Raw genomic sequence first — 20,126 nt, 5'->3', positions numbered from 1 at the left:
TCTGGAGTGTCCGTTTAGTTGCGCCCGTTTAAGCGAGACATACAGATACATCGATCTCATAGCGGGTTTGGAAATAGAGGGAGCAGAAGAATGTAAATGAACTACATCAATGTTATTTGAAAGCGGGTTTCAAAGAACTGTACATTTCCTTTTTTATTAAACCGCTCCAATTGGCCAATACCATATATAAATTCCCAACGCAAATGTTTAGTCATATACCAGTTAACCATAGGTGTTATACGCCAGAATTTACCACCCTGTATAGCGCCATCATTCAAATCCAGCATGGAAAAGTTTAGCACACCTTCCCACTCACCCCAGCCTCCTTTAAATACTGATTTTCTAACGGGTATAAATCCGAAAATACTTCCAATCGTATTATAAGGACGAAATGTTTTTGTAAAGAAGTAGCTGGCCACTATGTTGCCACCAAAAAAATGATGGTCTTCCGTTTTGTCGGAATAAAAATTATGGAGGTACATCTCCGACCCTAACATCAGACGTTTGTTCCGGTAGTAGATCTCAGGTCCAATATGACTGGAATGTTCTGCCTCAAATGCGCCGGTATTAATAAGCTGTGGTGTAGGATTCGATTCGGGACGACTCTTTAACGTGATCTTACCATCTAACGGTCTTCCGTAACGTAGATTGATACCGGTGTGCAGCACTACATTATTCTTAGTATCATAAATTGGCAACCATCCAACCCGTGCCACCGTTTGCCATTCATAAGTAGAAAAACTCTGGCCCCTGGATATCAGATCGTTGAAATAACCCAGGTTCCAGAAAAGTCGGGATTTGGGAAGATAGCCAAACCATTTGATCCCATCTGCCAAAATGGGGATCACATCAATGGCCATTAATCTTTCATTGGTCCAGGGCGAGTGGCCATTCATAACTTTTATCAGCGAGAATCCTTCCTTTGTACGGCCAATAAAGATATGCCCGAACAATTCAGGAACACCTATGGTAAGACCTGTTTCCCTTAGCAACCATTTATCATTATCGCCATCCCACATGTAAGCAAACTTCCAGGCCAGGCTTCTTTTTGTTTTAAACACGCCGCTGGCAAGCATTCTGAAATCCCGGAGCTTACCTTTTGGCTCTACTTCTAATTTTGCCGAGTCTACCTGTTCTTTAAACGTATTACTTTGTATATAGGTAGTAGCATCATAAATAAATCCGAGCCCTACTCTGAACGTAGTAACAGTGCCATCAAAATCATTCGCCTTAGGGTTCTCTAACTTCTTAGTAGATGAGTCTATTTTATAAAGTAATCCTTCCGTACCATCAGGGACGATCTTTGTGGTATCATGCTTTTTAGGTTCCTGGCATACAGCCAAATTGCTAAAGAGCAAGCCTTCAACTAACATGGTTATAAAAATCGATCTCACGGTCATGCACAGGTTATGCTCTTATTTAACAAGTCTTATACGGCTTTCAATAAAGGAGGATGAATTTAGTTTACAGAGGTAAGAGGAAAGATGACAGATGGCAGTGGGCAGCTCCTTACCGCCGACTGTCAACTATCAACTTCCAACCCTCATCGGATATACATACTGCTTAACTTAAATTGGTATTAGTCTATTTGGATTTTGGATTTTCACCCTTCGGATTTCGATATTTAACTTTTCGGATTTCCAAATTCCAAGCTATTCAATTTAAACTAGTATCAATCTCTCTTATACATTGATTCGGAAAAACTGAACTTGAACGAAGCCTGTATTTTGCTGATAGAGCTACTAAAGCCATCAGTGAAGTTTTGCCGGTCACCAAACTGGTACTCAACACCCATCATTACATTTTTTACCGGGTAGTACATCAGGTTGCCAATAGCGTATTGCCCTTTCTTAAATGCATTAGGTGCCTGGGCATCCGAATTGTCAATATTAACCAAGGAATAACCGAATGAAGAGCTGAAATTTTCATTCCATTGAACATCAACGAAAGCGCTCACGCCTGTTACCGGCAAAGCCACACCTTCTACGGGTCTTGCCGTATTACCAGGATTATTCTTAATACCTACGTCTACCGGTGCGTCGTTCATGTAGTTCTCAACACCTTCTCCATAAAGCACCGAACCCCTAAAAACAGCTTTGCCTCCAAACTTCACATTCGTACTGAGGTTAAATCCCCATCCGGTTTCCTTACCCGACAAGTCGGGACCGGTAGGATCCAGGTCTTCCCACTCCATACGGCGCACAATACCGGCCAACTCAATGTAACCAAATCCAAAGGCTCTACGGTATTCGGCTGAAAGGTCAGGTAGCTTAAATCGAGGCTTAACATTACCCAGCTCAATGCGACCGGCATAAACCCCCTGGTCTGCACTGGCACCTGGTCTTTCAAGCGCAATGGTTAACCGGGTATCACCCTTTATTGGCATATAACGCAATTGCACATTACGGAAGAAGGCCATACCAGGAGGGCCCCAATATTCAACGGTATTTGGAAATACATCAATATCCATGAATGGGCTCCAATATTGACCGGCGCCCCATTTTCCCAATTCGCCATAGGCATGTCGCAAACGAATGGTGGTTTGTCCGGCATCCACCCCTGTACCAAACATTTCAAACTCAAATTGGGTAAACAATTCACCCACTCCTGTCTGAAAATAATTCTTCACGCCAAAGCGGGTTTGACGAACTGAGAAATAAGTATTACCATTTGTGCCAAACTCGTTTTTAAATGAAGGCAGCTTGGTAGTACGTATAACATCGAACCAATCCGGATGGATCTGGTCGAAATTATAGCCGGCATCCATCATGGCAAAGCCATAAAGATCCATTACCCTTCTTGACTCCTCCTTCTGTGTCTGCACCTGTGCCTTGAGGGTGTTGGCTAATAAGATCAGGGCAATCGCTGCCAGCAGCGATTTCAGGTAAACTTGCTTCATAACTATAAGTATTAGTATTCCATAAAGATTTTTTGCAACTCATCTAACTTCCGGGGTTTCAAGAGTGCCACGGAAAGCAGTATGCGTGATTTTTGAGGATTTAGGCCATAGGAGGCAATTAATCCTAGTTGGTCATCATTTACTTCTACATTGCGGGCTACATTACCTGTTGCCACACGTGTGCTTCTTACCACTACCACACCTTGCTTGCTGGCACGTGCACAAGCATCTAGCGCCACTTTATTCATGTTTCCATTACCCACACCGGCTATAACAATACCTTTTGCACCTAACTTAACAGCTGCATCAATCAGATCGGGGTTCATATCGGCATCGGCATAAATAATATCAACTCTTGGCAATTTGGTGGCACCTTCAATAGAGAATTCGCTTTTCTCACCATATTTCTGTGAAGGATAGCGATAGAATTCGTTGGTACCGTAGGCTGTAGTACCTATTAAACCTTTAATGGGCGACATAAATGTTTGTACGGCTGTAGTGCTCACTTTCGTTAATGTTTGAGCAGAGTGTATCCAGTCGTTCATCACTAGCAATACTCCCCTGTTCTTTGCATTAGCGTCTGCAGCTACGGCAATAGCATCGTATAAGTTCAAGGGACCATCTGCGCTGATGGCCGTAGAAGGCCGCATAGAACCTACCAATACTACCGGCTTATCGGTTTTACAAACCAGGTTTAAGAAATAAGCAGTTTCCTCCATGGTGTCGGTACCATGTGTAATGACAATACCATCGACGCTTGTATTGTCTTTTAATGCATTGATCCGGTTGGCCAGCTTCATCATGATATCGAAGGACATATCCTGTGAACCCACATTGGATATCTGTTCGCCTTTGATATTAGCGATCTTAGTGACCTCGGGTATGGCATTTACCATAGCATCGATAGTTACCTGGCCAGAAGTGTAAGCGGACTGAGCGCCACTTTTAGCCGCACCAGCAATGGTGCCTCCAGTAGCCAGGATCAGTACATTGGGCAAGGCATTATTTTTTGTAGTTATGGTATTGTCTTTTGAAGCTCCTGCTACTTGTGTAGTGGTTGGTGTTTGTGCAACGGTGTTCAAAACAAGCAGAACACCTGATAAGATGAAACTGAAATAAAAACGTAGCTTTTTCATGGCGTTTGCTTTATAGATTAATTAAGGTTTTGTTTCTTTTCTATAGTAGTGGGACCTGTTGGAGATGTCAGTTTCTTGGGGTCTAAGAGGTCTTTAATTTGCTGTTCTGTCAGCAGCTTTTTCTCACGTATTAATTCCAGGATGCCTTTATTTTTCTCTAAGGCTTCTTTTGCCAGCTCGGTTGTTTTATCATAACCCAGTACGGGGTTTAATGCTGTAACTATACCTACACTGCGTTCCATGTAGGTTTGCAGCACTTTCTCATTGGCCGTAATGCCTTCAATACATTGTTTACGGAATAAGGGTAGTGATTTATAAAACAGGCCTTGTGTTTCCATAATTGCAACAGCTACAACTGGCTCGTAGGCATTCAATTGAAGAAGGCCATCTCGTGAAGCCACGGCAACAGTCATATCGTTACCTATTGCCTTGTAGCAAATCTGGTTCATTAACTCGGGCATCACCGGGTTTACTTTACCCGGCATGATAGATGAACCAGGCTGGAGGGCAGGTAGATTAATTTCGAATATGCCTGTGCGTGGGCCTGTAGCTAAAAAGATCAGGTCGCTTGATATTTTAGATAGCGTTACTGCAAAGTTTTTGAGTGCTGCTGAATACATGACAAATGCCTGCATGCTGGATGTAGCAGCAATCAGATCTTTACTCAACGTCATAGGCTTACCTGTGATCTTTGCCAGGTGTTGTGCACACTTCTCTGCATATCCGGGTGAAGCGGTAATACCCGTACCAATTGCCGTTGCGCCCATATTCTCTTCATACAAGTACGCTTCTGATTTCACCAGCGCTTCAATGGCTGCGTCGATCTGGCTACCAAACGCATGGAACTCCTGTCCTAAGGTCATAGGCACCGCATCCTGACCTTCGGTACGTCCCATTTTCAATAGTTTACTGAACTCGTCGCCTTTTTTATGAAAAGCAGCAGCCAGGTCTTTTGCTTCTTTTACCACTTTATCGTTGTGAAGTAATAAGGCTACATGTATGGCTGTGGGATACACATCATTAGTAGACTGGCCCATATTCAAATCATCATGTGGCTCAATGGTGTGATAGTCTCCTTTCTTTTTTCCGCCAAGTTCCAAGGCTATATTAGCTAATACTTCATTGGCATTCATGTTGGCAGAAGTTCCTGCTCCGCCATTATAGAGGTCTACCAAAAACTGATCGTGGTATTTACCATCCATAACAGCCTGGCAAGCTTTTTCAATCATGGCCAGCTTCTCTTTACTCATACGGCCAATGTCTGTATTGGCACGGGCGGCAGCCAGTTTTACTATGGCATAAGCCTTTACATAATCCGGGTAAAACTTGGTAGGCACACCACTTACCTGGAAGTTCTCTAATGCCCGCGCAGTTTGCACCCCATAGTAAGCATCATTAGGTATTTGCTTTTCGCCGAGCAAGTCTTTTTCAGTTCGAGTTTGTGCATACAATAAGTGTCCGCCCAACAAAGCCAGAGCTAAGAGTTGTCGGGTCACTTTAAATTGGGTGGTCATGTTTAAAATTTTTTGCATTTACAGATAATCTGCCTCATTTTATTTCAGTGGTAGGAATTGAATATTGAAACGAATGAACACGTTGGCTGTTCTTTAAATTGGGCTATTCACAAAGCAGTTTGAATTGCAGGAGCTGGTTGCTGTGCAGATGGTAGACGTATGGCAGATGAAAAGGGATGGATTTCTTTGCAGTAGTAATCAGCTACTGGCTTTTGTACCTTTCTTTGGGTAACTGGTATTGCTCAGATGGTAGGTTCACCAAGGTCAATAGTATTTTAATATGACATTATTCAAACTTAAAAAGCTGTTTTAACAACTATTATTTCCCGATCCATTCAGGCTTCTATAAAGAGCAACTTAATCTAATAAAGTTAGTTTTAAATCATAGAATAACCAATGTACAGTACATAGCTACCATTGATATTTGGTTTTTCTTTGCAACAAACGTCCGTTATACATTATTGTCAGGAATACACTCGTGCCTATATAACGGTTAGTTTTTGTCCTAGCACTTTTAACACACAACTGTACATCCATTATCATCATCTTAATTTACTATTTCTTATTTCCTTTTGGATTACAACCACCCAAACAAGCAAATGGTGGTGTAAACAACATAATACCAAATTCAAAACCTGCTCCCAGGCTGCCATTGAATTCATGTCCATAGGTTAATGCCACCACCGCATATTGACTAGGTTCCCAACGCACCCCTGCTTTATATTCTGGAATGGCCCTGATTGCCCAGCTGAGCCAAACACCTCTCCTACAAAAGAAAGCTGTGGATTGAAAGGGTACCAGGCCAAACGGGTAGAATACGTAAACGCCCAGGCCGTAGTATTATTCTGCCCATAATCAACAGTCATACTGGTTCCTGGCATAAGGTCCCACGAAAGTTTATTGTTGAATAAAGGAATGGTAACCGGAGCATTCATCCAAAAGGTTTTGAAAGCATCTTTTACTCTTAGCTCTGCATCCAGTGTACCAGGAAACATTCCTGTTCCAAACTTTACGGCTGCCCCTCCTGTTTGTGCTTTGTTCTCGTAAAACATGTACTTGGCATATAGCGTTGTAGAATAACCGTCATTGGTAGCAGGATCGCCATCGTTATTATACAAGAAAGCAGCCATGGTAAGCTCCCATCTGGTAAAAAGAGAATAGGTGTTCATGAGCATGGTATTCCTTTCACCGAAAGTGGGAATGATGGTTATAGTGCCGTGTTTCTTAGAAAGCCAGCTATCGGAGTTGAATTGCTGGGCGCTGGTCTGTACAACCAATAAGACAACGATGAAGAGACTTGTTAATCTTAACTCCAGTTTTGAAGGCTTTATCCATCTTCGATTTCCCATAATGAATACATGTATTAAATCGACCTATAGCCACACAGGGTAAGAAAACCAAATCAGGGTATGTTTTGTTGCATCATTTGCTGCAACTCTATAAGCGGTTGCTGGCTTACCCTAAAACGTTGTTCACTCTTTGTAGAGTCCATGTTTGCAATCAGCGTCACAATTAAAGCGAAAGCCGACACCATTAGAGGTGTAGCCATCACTCTACGTATCCTGAACGACCCTGTTTCATAACCCACCACAAACATGCTTATACTGTATAGAAGAAACAATGACGTCCATAAAACACTCGGAATCCGAAATACCAATACAACTGTTTTCCTTTCGCCAAAAATGTCTATGACTTCGTTTAAAGAAGTCACATAAAGCATTCTCAACTCAGAATCCATATCTTCCCTGGCCAGGGAAGCGGCTTGATTCCATATCAATAAATGAAGTTCATCCAACCTAACAACACCCTGCATTACATCTTTGTGATTTTTCATTTTAACCAGAATGTCTACGTACTCTCTTAATAACTTTCGGGTTTCCTCCTTCTGCTTTTCAGGAAGAAAGCTTGTACGCAAATAACAAGTACCCAGCGCATTTGATTGGGCTACCATCAACTCTTTTCTATTCGCAAAACGGGAAGAGGTGATAGAAAAAGTAAAACCTAACATAAAGGCTAATAGCCCAAGCATAGCCCCAACTAGCGAGCCAAGTGAGGGGGCGCCTTCATTTGTAGCATCCTTCGTTTTTCGTTTGGCTACCCAATGGCCCGCCTCCGCAGCCAGTTCACCAATAGCCACCGTCAACAAGAATAGAACCAAGGACGGCAAGGTTGTTATATAGGTTGCTACATCCATCTTTTCCTGCTTGTACTATTTCTTTACAAGTTGATGAAAGAAACATTTACTTTAATAAAGAAGATAACGATCTGCTATGACAGATCTCTTTCCATTAATTCTAACACATCCCTCAGGGGCCGCTGTGTAACCTTAAACTTACGCTGTGACCCAACAGCATTTAAGTCGGAGATTAAAGCGATCACCAAACCAAATGCCACGGGCAGTAAAGTCATTTGAAACATTCTGCCCAAACCATTAATCCCCATCTGGTAGCCAAAAGCAATCATGCCCATAACCGCGAGCAGTAGCAAAGCACTCCAGATAGCATCAGGGATTCGAAATATAAAAGCAATAGTTTTTCTTTCTAAGGCAAGACTGTTCAACTCATTTACAGAACTGATAAAAAGGGAACGCAATTCAGAGTCTATTTCCTCCGATGCCAGGGATGCTGTTTGTTCCCAAATCAAAAGATGTAATTCACTTATACGTGCCAGTGATCTTTCTAATGCCGGAGTTGTTTGCAACTGTAGTAGGATATTGATGTATTCATAAAAAAGCCTGCGGGTTTCTGTCTTCTGTTTTTCTGGCAACATGCTTGTCCGCTGGTAACAAACCAACAGTGCTTTGGCTTGCGCTATGACTAGTCCATTTTGATTGGCATAACGCGACCAGGTAAGTGAAAACGTAAATGCAAGCATAAAGGCCAATAGCCCCAAAATAGAAGTAACAGCTGTTTCTAAAGGTGAGCTAGGCTCTTCGACTCCTTTTAAAAAACGGTGATACCCCAACCAGAATCCACCCCACTCTATGATCAGATAACATATAGCCATTACTATAAACAAAGCGGCGGGTGGTATAGAGCCAAAGAAAGTTCCTATGCCGTGGTTGCGGGTTTTAATTTCAGCAAGCTTCGGAAATGTTCGCTTTGTTTTCATTCATTGACTTTACATAACCCAACTTATCACTAGCAGTTCATTTCAAACCTTAGCATACACTATCCGGCTAGACAACCGATTTACATGCGATTCTTCTTCTCCCAACTCCGCACTTTCTGTCTTGCTTCATTGAAGATCCTTTCATAGTTGCCCTTTCGTACCTTCTCACTGGCTTCTGGTGTCAAAGCTTTCCAAAGTGGCGCATACATGTTATATACAGCATAATACATTTCCGGGTTTTTGGGTGCCACCACATCAGTGCCAAACAAAAAGCGGTCGGGATAGCGATTAATAATAGTAATGGTATTTTGCAATGCCTGTGCAGATCCTACAACATATTTAGCCACTTCGTCCCATGAAATATCAAAATACACATGCTTCAACGCTGGATCAGTTAACATGTCTTCAACGATCTTTAGCTGATTAGGATTATGCTCATTAACTGGTTCAGAGGCTGATTGCTGCACAGGGTGCACAATTCTACCTAAACCCACATGAGCCCATATGATCGTCGTTTTTGGATGCCGTTTAAGTAACGCTTTCATCTGTTCCAGGTAAACAGGCTCAGCACCCGCCTTGGCAAAGGGCATATCCATATCATTGTGAAAAATAACAGCCAATCCCACCTCCCCTGCAAATTCCAGAACACTATCAATTGCCGGGTTCGTTAAACTAGCTACTTCACCAGCCACTTTAGAAGAAACGAACTCTTTATGAATACTGAATTCTCCAATACCAGAGAATACACCTGGGAACGTTAATAGTACCCTCTTAATATGCGCCTTCGCATACATATCGGCAGGGTTAAACCCTGTGATCATAGGATCAAAACGTTGTTTATCCGCTGCAGAAAGAGAATTATAGGCACTAGCTATATAGGCATCGGTAAACGAGTAATAATACAGTGGTGCATCGCTTTGCAGGTAATAAGAAGGAGCATAGTCGCCCGAATTTTGGTAAGACCACATTTGCTGCAAGGGAATACCAAATAACGTGGAGCGTCCTACCCGGTTGCCCATGATCTTTAGATAGTCCTGTACAGTGATGCCTTCTTGAATGTAGTTGGTCAGGTGAAAATGCGAGTCGTTAAAATCGTAAGTAGTTGATGTGGTATTTTTATTACTTCCCTGTGCATTTCCTGTGTAACCACCTATTACCAGTAGTACTGTCAGTAAGTTATAGAGGCCTATGTTGTTTTTCATTTGAATCTTATTTTATAGACGATAGCTTTTAGCCATCCTAACGATCAACCATTCTTTTATAATAAGATATCAGTTCCAAACGTAATGGTAGTTCCTTTCTGGCCTGCAGTATATAACCCAAAAGTGCCTCCTGCAGAACTCTTATTTACATGCATTACTTGCAGATTGAGTCTCCAACTTCTGTTCTTGATTGGATAAAGATTAATGCCGCCTCCTGCTTCCCAGGGATGTCTTTTAAATTCATCCCACAAATACGAATTGACTCCGTAAATCATCAGCTTTCTTGGAATAGCCATGTAAGAAATTTGCAGATCATACGCATAATCACGGATGGTGCTCAGTGGAACAGGACCGTCGGCTGCAAAATCAGACAGTTTTCGTGCATGAAATTCTGTCTGCAAATGAAACCCCTTGTATTTAAAGCCAGCATCAATATTAAGGTTATCAACATCGGCATTGTCTACCGTAACACCGTCAGCCAATGCACCTGTTTCAAAAAACAATATCCCATCACTCATTCTAACTTGCGTATTATCAGGAGATGGTTGACCAATATTATTGAAACGGTCTTCGCGGCTGTGGTTAAACGAGGCACCAAAACGAGTTGCTAACTTCTGATGCTCCTCCAGATCACCTATTCCACCACGAGGCCCAAATTCTCCGGTAGTGGGCATCCACCAAAGCGTGGCACTTGTAGAGAGATCTCTTGTTAATTTAGCCGCTTGAATTCCTAGGCTACTTAGGTTATTACCCACCATGAGTTTATATCGAAGCTTTGGCAGAATCTCCCCTGTTGCCCACATCCCATTCGTAAAGCCCCCACGAAGTGACTCCTCTCCCATAGTTCGGTCTGTTGAAGAATAAAAAGGAAATGAGCCCTGCATGGATCGTACAGAAAGGTTTGGACCAACACCAATGCCTATTTGCAGATATTTATTAAACTTATATTGTATAGCACCATAAACTAGCGCCTGCTGTGTTGTAAAAACGGTCCAAACGGTGGACGTATATGTAAGTTTTGGCGTGCCTAACCACCCCGAGAACCAGATCATTGCTCTATGCCAGAAAAAATCGTTTCGACCAACAAAATCCCTATCCCTTCCCAAATGGTCTTGCCATGTTTGATGGCCTGGCAGTTGGTTTAGATATCGCGCTATGGCATACATGCTAATATTTAAGGTGCCAAACTTTGTACGTACTAAATCAAAGCCTCTACTTGGCGTAAGTTCGCCAGATGCATAGTTTTGATACGTTGTATCCTTATACTCTCCTCTCTTTATAAGAATTGGTTTTTGCAACGTATCATCGGGAATGATATTTTGCGCAGAAAGGTTGCAAAACATTAACAAAAAACCAATGGCAAAAACAAGTGTATAGACACACGTTTAGCTGTCTTCATATTCCTAATTTGTTCAGTAAAAATTCTACCTCTTTCGACTGCTCGTTACCGCTACAAGATTACTTGGGCTGCACCAAATAAGGATCTGCCTTCAATTTCTCAACAACATAGTTGATGGCTTTTTGTGACTTAACACTATTTCCCGCAGCATCTAGCGGTGGAGAGACTGCAGCTATTCCAAACTTGCCTGGGCAAACAGCCAGTAAGCCGCCACCGACACCACTTTTTGCAGGAAGACCAGAATTATATAACCAGATGCCTGAATCATCATACAATCCAGCTGTGGCCATGACCGGTAGCGTATACATTACTGTTTCAGGGCTAACCACTTTCTTTTTAGTTACAGGGTTGACACCACCATTAGCCAGTGTAGCGGCCATTGTTGCCAGATCTTTTGCATTTACATTAATTGCACATTGTTTGGTATAGATATCAGTAGCCTGTACAGGATCAAAATACATGCGGTTGTAAGCTTTCAGTAAATGTGCTATGGCCTGATTACGTAAATTATCACCAGCCTCACTTACATATACCGGCCAGTTCACAGATAACTGCCTACCAGCAAACTGATTATGGATATCCATGATGTTTTTCCATTTGGCTGCCGAATCGGCGCCACCGATCAAACTACTGGCAGCAATTGCACCAGGGTTTACTAAGGGATTAATTTCTTTTCCCCTTTGCAATTCCACAGCCACAATAGAATTGAAACGCATCCCCGTAGCATCTACTCCTATCTTATCCATTACAGCCTGGTGGCCTTGCTCTTCAAGCACCTTGGCCATAGTAAATACCTTTGATACGCTTTGAATGGATACCATGGAGGTAATATCACCTTTTGTGAACACCCTTCCATCTGTGGTGATCAATACAATACCAAAAATGTTTGGATCTACATTGGCCAACTCTTTAATATAATCGGCGTTCTTTCCCTCTTTAAGGTCTTTGAACTTATTATAGGCTTCGGTTAAGGCCGCTTCAATATCAGCATCCGATAAACTACCAGTGGTCGCTGCTTTGGGTGCTTGTGTTTTTGCCTGAGCTCTGACAATTGTATTAACACTGGAGAAAAGCAGGAATAGCGTAGCAAATATCCATGTAAGAAATCTGGTTAAATGAAGGCGTTTCATAAATTAACGTTTGTGGGTTTACCTGACTGTTGTTGATGTTATCATTACAACAACCAGCATCTATTCGTAATTCGTCTTTTGAAAAAGCAAGTATTTATATTTCTGTTTTCGTAATAAAGAGGTCGTGATTTAGCAACTAACTCCTCTTGAAGAAGAAGCATAGCTAATATGAGCCTATAGCTCCTAAAAGCAACCATTCAACGGCTTGACATAGTTCGTGAAATGGTTCTTCACAAACATTTAATTCAAGACATGCATTGGGCAACTCTCCACCTTTACTAGTTCAACATTTCATTAACCGGCAACGGAACCAAGTATTATATACACTTGTTGCTTTCAGTGGGCTGATGGAATGACAAAGGTTTACTTAACAAGACTAAACAATCTATTACCCCATTAGGTAACAAAACTAAATACAGACAAATGCGAGCAGATGGCAGAAGCTGATTGAAGACTGTGCAAGTTTTGCACTTTTCAACTGAAGTACAAAATTTGCAGACTGGAAATTTGTCACGATTTATTTTTTTGGCAATCTCTGATCCCAATATTCTTTGCTTTACAAATAAGATACTCATTTTACAATACAGGAAAGCTTGAACAGATTTTCTATACTTATCGCTGATTTTTATTATTGTTTGCTTGTTTTCTTCAATTGAAAACGAAGAAGACAGTTTACAACTCCAACATGTTTTATTGAGTATACTATTCTTAAAATTGGACCTGAATTGTTATTCAGCTGCAGCATTAAATAATGTACAGTTTATTATTTGAGAAGACGCATGCCACTAGCAATCATCAATCTATTAGAAGCCAACTCTTTATTGTTTAATCAAAGCCCGATGCAACTGCTCTTGAAGTGTATATAGAGGAGCCTGATTTACTTTTATTATTCCAGCCTCCGGTTGGTCAAGCGCAAAAACCAGCCACATAACAGCTGCGAAACTCATTGCCAACATGAATATAATTGGAAAGTTCACCCTTCCTGTAATACCAAATTGATAGCCGAAGGTTATCATAGAAAAGAACGCAATAAATGCCAGCAGGTACAAAACAACCGGTGGCATATGGTATTGCAGCGCTACAGTAACCCGCTCGTTGTATAAACGAGCCAAATTATTAGCCGACCCAGTAAATAAAGAGTACGCTTCTGAGCTCCGGTCTTGTACAGCCAGTGCTTCAGCAACACTCCATAATGAATCCAGTATTTGTTGCGAGCGGTATTGCACATTGTTGAGCTTGCCTGGGTCGTGTGCCAACTCTACCCGTATATCTACATATTCAGACAATTGCTTTCTCACATTAGAGCGAAACTGCTCAGGAATAAGCCCTGCATATAAATAGGTAGATCTTATATCTGAAACTTCATTCAACAATAACTCCCGCCGCTTCTCAAATCGATTGCTTACAATTTCGAAGGTAAACGCTAACATAAAGCCCAACAATCCTAACGTAGCAGCTACAGCAGTACCAACGGGTTCGCTGGGAATCTCCGTAGCTATTTTTTTAGCGGAGCGACCATAGCGTATCCCTAGCCAAATGGGAAAGAGAACAGCTAACAAAGGCAATAAATACAGCCACAACGAATACAAAGTGCTATTAAAAGCCATAACCCCAATTATTTGAATAAATACCTATGAAGAAAGATCTTGTCCAATTTGGGCAAGGAGTATCAATGACTTTGCTTATATAGAAAGTATTGCTTTTTCACGAGTATTACAAGTGGCTGGTTTAAGCGGAAAGAAATATTTAGTAAGGCATAGAGCTCTTTATGAATTTGCATATGGTGAATGACGGAATCACTTTCTTGTATCTAACTACACTTCGTTTTTACATAATGGTTTCAGTTACAGCAGTTTTATAAAATCATGTTTGATACAAAACCATTTGAAAACAACTTCCTGCGATATTCAGTTATTGACTTCTACAGTCTATCCATGCAGGCTGTTTTGTTTACCCAAGTAATTAAGCTCTCCCACTAGCGAATCACTTATTTATATATTAACTTTAGCATGCTTTACCTCTTGTTTACACCCCGCCCCTTTTCATTTCCTTATAATTTAAAATAACAACCATGAAACCTTCCCCATTTCTTTCTAAGCCATTTTGGGTAGCTGCCCTTCTTTTCTTATCTGCCTGTGGTGGCAATGAGCAAAAAACAAACACAGAAACAACCAGTGGTGACACCAACACTTCTACCGAAACAACTACTACCACCACTACCACCGAAGCACCTATGGCATCTACAACCATTACTTCTCCACAAACCGTGTTAGTAGCTCACCAAAAGACGAACGATTTTGCCAAGTGGAAAATGTTTTACGACTCTCGTGATTCTAATCGTATGGCCAACGGTATTCACAATTATGTGATAGGCCGTGGTGTAATGGATACCAGTCAGGTTTTTGTAGCCATGCGCGCCGATGATGCAGCAAAGGCAAAATCTTATGCTAAAGATCCCAGCCGTAAAGTATCCATGCAAAAAATGGGAATTACTGCAGTGCCCACCTTTGAGGTCTACACACTGACTTTCCAGGATACAGCCCGCATTAGTTCAGATATACGATCTATGACCACGTTTAGTGTAAAGAGTTGGTCTACCTGGCAGCAAAACTTTGAAATGGGCAACCAGGATAGAATGCAAAATGGCTTAACTACCAGGGCCTACGGCCATATGGCAGACGACAGCAGCAAAGTAGTGGTAGTGGTAGCTGTGGCTGATACAGCCAAGGCCAGAATGTTTTGGAGCTCCGACTCACTAAAAGTAAGAATGGCGCGCAGTGGCGTAATTGGTCAACCCAAGCGCTTTTTGTACCGGGTAGTGCAGCGGTATTAGGTGGTGAGTAGTGAGTGGTGAATGATGAGTAATGAGTAATGAATAAGGAGTGATGAGTAGGCAGATAGCTCTACAAGAGCCGTTCTTTCAGAAGCTGAAATAGGCTGATTGTAAGAGGTTTGCAGTTTAGACATTGTTAATACATTTCCTTTTAGATGCAATGGGCATAGTTTTTTGGGTAAGTCCAAGTTTTCAGTTTTAAATCGACAACTATGGCCAAAGGAATTCATAAAGGATCTGAGTTTAATAATATAAAGGAGACATGGAATCAAAATGAGCGAACCGGTGCTGGTTCCAATGCACCCGATCAGCCCATTAGTACACCCGGCAACACGGGTCGAGATGATTTGGATCGTGTGATTGAGAAAGAGGCTACTGAATATGATCGTACTAGCAAGGAAGATCAGCTGCTCAGTGGTGATCGTGCCTCCGTTAATGATGATGAATAACTCAGCTCTGCTGCAACATTCATAGTAATCAAGCAGCTAGATTATAAAAAAGTGGAAAACTTGATATGTAAAAGGCCCCGCAAAATAGCGGGGCTTTTCTATTAAAACAAACGGCACAGATAGAATTTCTTTAGTTTAAGCTAAGCATTAGCTTCTTTACACTATTGAACATTAATACGGTTTTGCTCCTCATTGGCACTGCCTGTATTACGTTTTTTATTGTTACCCATTTTTCCTTTGCTAAACCGGTAGGTAAAACCCAGATTAACTACACGCGACTCCCTAACTTCTTGAAACCTTGCATCTACATTGCCATAATCAACAATTGCTCTGGCCTTCTGTGTGAAGAAAATATCTCTAACTGAAAGGCGAACGGTACCCTTGTCTTTTAATAGATTCTGACTCAACCCCGCAGAAAGAGATCCCATTGATTTCATACGGATAACGCCATCAAATCCAGCAGAACGATAAAATCCACTAAGCTCTGCCGTTAAAGCTTTTGACACTTTCCACTGCTGCGAACCATTTATAGCCAATCGGGTGGCAGAAAATGTAATGGGGGTATTGGATACAATGCCATTGAAGTAGTTGTTAAACACATTAATATACAGGCTATTAGTCCACCATTTTGTAAGTGAATTGTTTATACTGATGGCCAAACCAAATTGACGAAGGGTAGCGAGGTTAGCTTGTGTTGAATACGCTTCTCTTCCCTTTTGTTCAATAACACTTTGTAAAATATCCTTAGTGAGCGTATAGTTCAACGTAGTAGTCAGAAAGGATTTGTACGTATGACTTACCTCAATATTATTACTAAACTGCTGCTTTAAGTTAGGATTACCCTGGCTATACGTGTAGCGATCAATAAACTTGATAAAAGGGTTTAAGCTTTCATAATTAGGACGACGGATGCGACGGCCAAAGTTTAGTCCGATATTATTCTTTTTATTTACGGCATACTGTAAATACACTGTTGGAAATAACTGGGTGTAATGCCTGTTGAATGTTATTCCCGTTGTTAACTGGCGACCAGTAGCGTTAGTATTCTCCAAACGTAATCCCAATTGAGCACTTAACCTTTTAGCAATTGAGCCACTAAGGTTCAAATACGCCGCATTGATATTTTCTTCATACAAAAAATGATTACTTCGCTTATCGTCATGAACCGTATTTCCATACTGAACACTATCAAACCCAGCATTATTGTCTGTTCTTACAATACTGGTTTTAAGTCCGGCTTCTAATTTAGCGCCCTTCTTTAATGGATGCAGGTAATCAACCCTACCACCATACACATTTATTTCCTGTGGCAGGTTAGCCAACAAAGTATCTGCTTTTGCAAAAGGGACACCTGTGGCATCATAATAGGCATTGGTCATTGTCTGCAAATACGGAGCGTTATAGGCCATGTAATCAAGATCTGCTGTTAATTCTTTTCCGGTAGTATCTAAAACGGTACGGTAGTTCAGGTTCAAGCTGGCATTATTCCAATGCATTTTATTGTTAACAGTAGCCCTTGTAATACTTTGCAATTCCTTAGCCGCAGAAGCAATATCGGTTTGATTGACACTAAAGTTTTTTGATGGACTGGAGTAGCCATTGAAGACAAAGCCGTACGTTGTTCTTTTACTGGCGAAGAAATCCAGTCCAACCTTGGCATTGTAGGCATTTCCTTCTGCTACCTTATCACCTCGCTGTGAAAAGTGATTTTCTACTTCGCCATTATTGGAATTGAAAATATTTCGTTGAATAGTAAGCCGCTCGTAATTCTTTCTATAGCTATGGCTAAGATTGGTAAAAATGTTAACCCTCCCTTCTCTATAATTGAAATTAAAACTTTCATTGACTTTAGGATATTTTCCTTGTACATAATTGATAGCGGCAGAGCCATTATAACCAAACGCCTTATTCTTCTTTGTTTTAATATTGATAATACCTGCATTACCAGCCGCATCATATCTGGCCGGCGGATTGGTCATGATCTCTACCTGGTCCATTTGGCTGGCATGCATATTTCTCAATAGGTTAGCTAAATCGGCACCACCTAATTGAGTAGGCCTGCCATCGATCATTACCAGCACACCCTCTTTTCCCTTTAGGCTTATGTTTCCATCTTTATCTACCATTATGCCTGGTGATTTTTCCAGCACCTCCAGTGCAGATGCTCCTGCATTTGTAACTGCAGCTTCAACATTGACAACAGTTCGATCGATCTTTTGTTCTACCGGAGGCCGTTTACCAGTAACAGTAACTGCTGTCATAGATTTAGTTACAGGCATCAAGGAAAGCACTGGCAAACGAACTTCTTGCGTAGCAGCCGAAATTTCGAATGCATTGGAAAAGGCCTTCTTATACCCCACTGCAGATGCAGCAATCAAATATTTACCATTAGAAATAAGTTCTAATTTATAAGCGCCATCTTTTGAAGATGCTGTCATTTTTATTACAGCTGAATCTTTGGCGCTTAATAAGGCGACTGTTACTTGCTGGACATCAGCCCTATTTTCATTTGTCACTGTTATTCGGCCTGTTATTTTACCACCCGTTTGAGCAAAAACTTTATAAAAAGGCAATAGGAGTAATAGGACCACAAGAGGAAAGAAGCGCATGTGTGTTGAATTTAAATTTTGGTTCAATGATTTTCAGGAGCAAGATTAGAGCGAGAAGATTTTGATCGAAAACGGATGTGACGAGCCATCAGGAATAAGTGACAGAACACTCCTTTCTGGTTATTCCACCCTTTTTACAGGTAGCCATTAAGAGCGAAAACCTTAGTAATGGCTATATTTTCCCTCTTTCAACTCATTCCTATAACTAATACCTGCAAGGAGCAGGAATTCGCCCCAAATACCTACCCTTTCGTCACTTTTCTTCTAAGGAGAATGAGCTATAAACTAACATTGCCAACACAACAACATGCAATGAAAAACTTAATAGACAAATACATCAATTTTAACCGGCTAGAGTTTTGGGCCGTAACTACCTTATTTGTATTCTTTATATTCTTTCATATATCCTATGCCCTACAACTTAGCACCGCTCCTTCAGTAACAGCATCGGGCATTACACGTCGTCCTTTTGATTATTACTTTGTAGCCCCACTGATCCAAAACACGGTGCTTTATGTGGTGTTTTTGTTCCTGAACTTTATTGTTGTACCTAAGTTGGTAAAAAAGGAAAACGTTCTATTGAATATCCTTTTTGTTGTATTGGCCTTTCTGGTAACCGGTATTGTGTTTGGCATGACCACCACCTACTTAAAGTACAACATGATCAATGACTTTAGAACGGATGCTTATACCCATAATATTTTATTACAGAACGCATTCTTGTATACTTTATGGCTTTTATGCATGTTTGGCTTCTATTCTGTAATAAAATATTTAGGCCTTTTCATTTTATCCAAGTCAGAAGCCATACAGGCCCGCTTTAAGTTTGTAACGCCAGGTGGGTTGATTGCCTTTGTAGCCTGGATGATTGGTTTATTTGTAATTAGTGTGAGTGATGCAGATCGTGGCGTTGTTGCAGCAGCAGCGATTCTACCACCAGCAACCCTGTTTTTATACTGGTATACCTTTTATTCCCTAATACCGCTGTCATTACAAAAGAAAAAACCCATTAGAGCATATGCCATACGCGTACTGATAGCGGTCGGTGTTGCCTCCTTCTTCTTGGGTTTAATAGCAATGATTATAGCTAACAACGAAAATCATAATGAAGATATAGGCGCAGCTGTCGGCATGTTCAACTTCTTCTTTCAACTGCTTATAACAGCACCACTTTGCTGGATCTATTTCAAGCGGCAAATGAAGGGTAATGAAGAATTGTATGTTCTTAGAAGAGAATTAGGACAAACACACGCCAGTTTTGACTTCTTACGCTCACAGATCAACCCGCACTTTTTATTCAATGCCCTAAATACCATTTACGGAACAGCCTTACAAGAAAAAGCAGAGCGTACCAGCGAAGGCATTGAAAAACTAGGCGACATGATGCGTTTTATGCTACAAGAAAACTTGCAAGACAAGATTTCATTAACCCGCGAAATTGATTACCTGAACAACTATATCAGCTTACAGAAATTACGGACAGACCCTAACCCTACTATACAAATTGAAACGTTTATAGAGCCCCAGGTTATTCCCACCCAGATAGCACCTATGCTACTAATCCCGTTTGTAGAAAATGCCTTTAAGCATGGCATCAGTTTCCGCGAACCCTCACAAATAAAGGTGACACTGGAAATGAAAAACAAGACGCTGTACTTTGATGTATTCAATACCAAGCATATAAGGTCTGATAATGATCCCGAAAAGAACAAAAGCGGTATTGGTATGAATAACGTAAGACAGCGCTTGCTAATGACCTATCCCGGAAAGCATGAACTGATTATCCGTGAGACGGCCAAAGACTTTTTTGTTCATCTGACAATTCAGTTAACTTAGCCAACTCC

At 41.2% G+C, this 20,126-nt stretch carries 15 protein-coding genes; 3 read left to right on the top strand and 12 right to left on the bottom strand.

What is annotated here, in order from left to right:
- Positions 1 to 101: 101 nt before the first annotated feature.
- The 11 genes from SY85_RS24630 to SY85_RS24580 form a co-directional block, all read right to left on the bottom strand.
- The gene (locus tag SY85_RS24630) at positions 102 to 1,394 is read right to left on the bottom strand and encodes an OprO/OprP family phosphate-selective porin (protein ID WP_226998950.1); all 1,293 of its coding nucleotides are present in this window, start codon (positions 1,392 to 1,394) and stop codon (positions 102 to 104) included.
- A gap of 278 nt (positions 1,395 to 1,672) precedes the next feature.
- Positions 1,673 to 2,899 carry a DcaP family trimeric outer membrane transporter gene (locus tag SY85_RS24625; RefSeq protein ID WP_082886686.1) on the bottom strand — a complete coding sequence of 409 codons (1,227 nt, stop codon included), beginning with the start codon at positions 2,897 to 2,899 and terminating at the stop codon, positions 1,673 to 1,675.
- Positions 2,900 to 2,910: 11 nt separating this feature from the next.
- Positions 2,911 to 4,035, bottom strand: a complete 1,125-nt coding sequence (locus SY85_RS24620; protein WP_082886685.1) for a type II asparaginase — start codon at positions 4,033 to 4,035, stop codon at positions 2,911 to 2,913.
- Positions 4,036 to 4,052: 17 nt separating this feature from the next.
- Entirely contained in the window at positions 4,053 to 5,549 is a 1,497-nt protein-coding gene (locus SY85_RS24615; RefSeq protein ID WP_099459408.1) for an aspartate ammonia-lyase, read from the bottom strand.
- 671 nt (positions 5,550 to 6,220) lie between these two features.
- Positions 6,221 to 6,898: a hypothetical protein gene (locus SY85_RS24610; RefSeq protein WP_226998949.1), complete on the bottom strand. Its 678-nt coding sequence runs from the start codon at positions 6,896 to 6,898 to the stop codon at positions 6,221 to 6,223.
- A gap of 53 nt (positions 6,899 to 6,951) precedes the next feature.
- On the bottom strand, positions 6,952 to 7,743 hold the full coding sequence (locus SY85_RS24605) for a bestrophin-like domain (protein WP_066408981.1): 792 nt from the start codon (positions 7,741 to 7,743) through the stop codon (positions 6,952 to 6,954).
- Between the two features lie 74 nt (positions 7,744 to 7,817).
- Entirely contained in the window at positions 7,818 to 8,660 is an 843-nt protein-coding gene (locus tag SY85_RS24600; protein ID WP_066408978.1) for a bestrophin-like domain, read from the bottom strand.
- Between the two features lie 80 nt (positions 8,661 to 8,740).
- Complete coding sequence (locus SY85_RS24595) at positions 8,741 to 9,862, bottom strand: amidohydrolase family protein (protein ID WP_066408976.1); 1,122 nt, start codon at positions 9,860 to 9,862, stop codon at positions 8,741 to 8,743.
- A gap of 56 nt (positions 9,863 to 9,918) precedes the next feature.
- Positions 9,919 to 11,205: a hypothetical protein gene (locus tag SY85_RS24590; RefSeq protein ID WP_148661288.1), complete on the bottom strand. Its 1,287-nt coding sequence runs from the start codon at positions 11,203 to 11,205 to the stop codon at positions 9,919 to 9,921.
- Between the two features lie 115 nt (positions 11,206 to 11,320).
- Positions 11,321 to 12,391, bottom strand: coding sequence for a glutaminase A (gene glsA, locus SY85_RS24585; protein WP_082886683.1), 1,071 nt, complete (start codon positions 12,389 to 12,391; stop codon positions 11,321 to 11,323).
- An 818-nt stretch (positions 12,392 to 13,209) separates the two neighbouring features.
- Entirely contained in the window at positions 13,210 to 13,998 is a 789-nt protein-coding gene (locus SY85_RS24580) for a bestrophin-like domain (protein ID WP_066408971.1), read from the bottom strand.
- Between the two features lie 464 nt (positions 13,999 to 14,462).
- Between SY85_RS24580 and SY85_RS24575 the strand changes: the two genes are divergently transcribed.
- Entirely contained in the window at positions 14,463 to 15,224 is a 762-nt protein-coding gene (locus tag SY85_RS24575) for a hypothetical protein (protein WP_066408968.1), read from the top strand.
- Positions 15,225 to 15,436: 212 nt separating this feature from the next.
- On the top strand, positions 15,437 to 15,673 hold the full coding sequence (locus SY85_RS24570; RefSeq protein ID WP_066408964.1) for a hypothetical protein: 237 nt from the start codon (positions 15,437 to 15,439) through the stop codon (positions 15,671 to 15,673).
- Between the two features lie 161 nt (positions 15,674 to 15,834).
- On the opposite strand, the gene SY85_RS24565 is transcribed toward SY85_RS24570, so the two are convergent.
- Positions 15,835 to 18,282, bottom strand: a complete 2,448-nt coding sequence (locus SY85_RS24565) for an outer membrane beta-barrel family protein (protein WP_066408963.1) — start codon at positions 18,280 to 18,282, stop codon at positions 15,835 to 15,837.
- A gap of 312 nt (positions 18,283 to 18,594) precedes the next feature.
- Here SY85_RS24565 and SY85_RS24560 point away from each other — a divergent pair, with 312 nt between their 5' ends.
- Entirely contained in the window at positions 18,595 to 20,118 is a 1,524-nt protein-coding gene (locus SY85_RS24560) for a sensor histidine kinase (RefSeq protein ID WP_066410133.1), read from the top strand.
- Positions 20,119 to 20,126 lie beyond the last annotated feature (8 nt).

The organism is Flavisolibacter tropicus, from assembly GCF_001644645.1.
Taxonomy (GTDB): domain Bacteria; phylum Bacteroidota; class Bacteroidia; order Chitinophagales; family Chitinophagaceae; genus Flavisolibacter; species Flavisolibacter tropicus.
The sequence above is the reverse complement of the archived record's forward strand: the minus strand, read 5'-3'. Positions and strand labels throughout refer to the sequence as shown.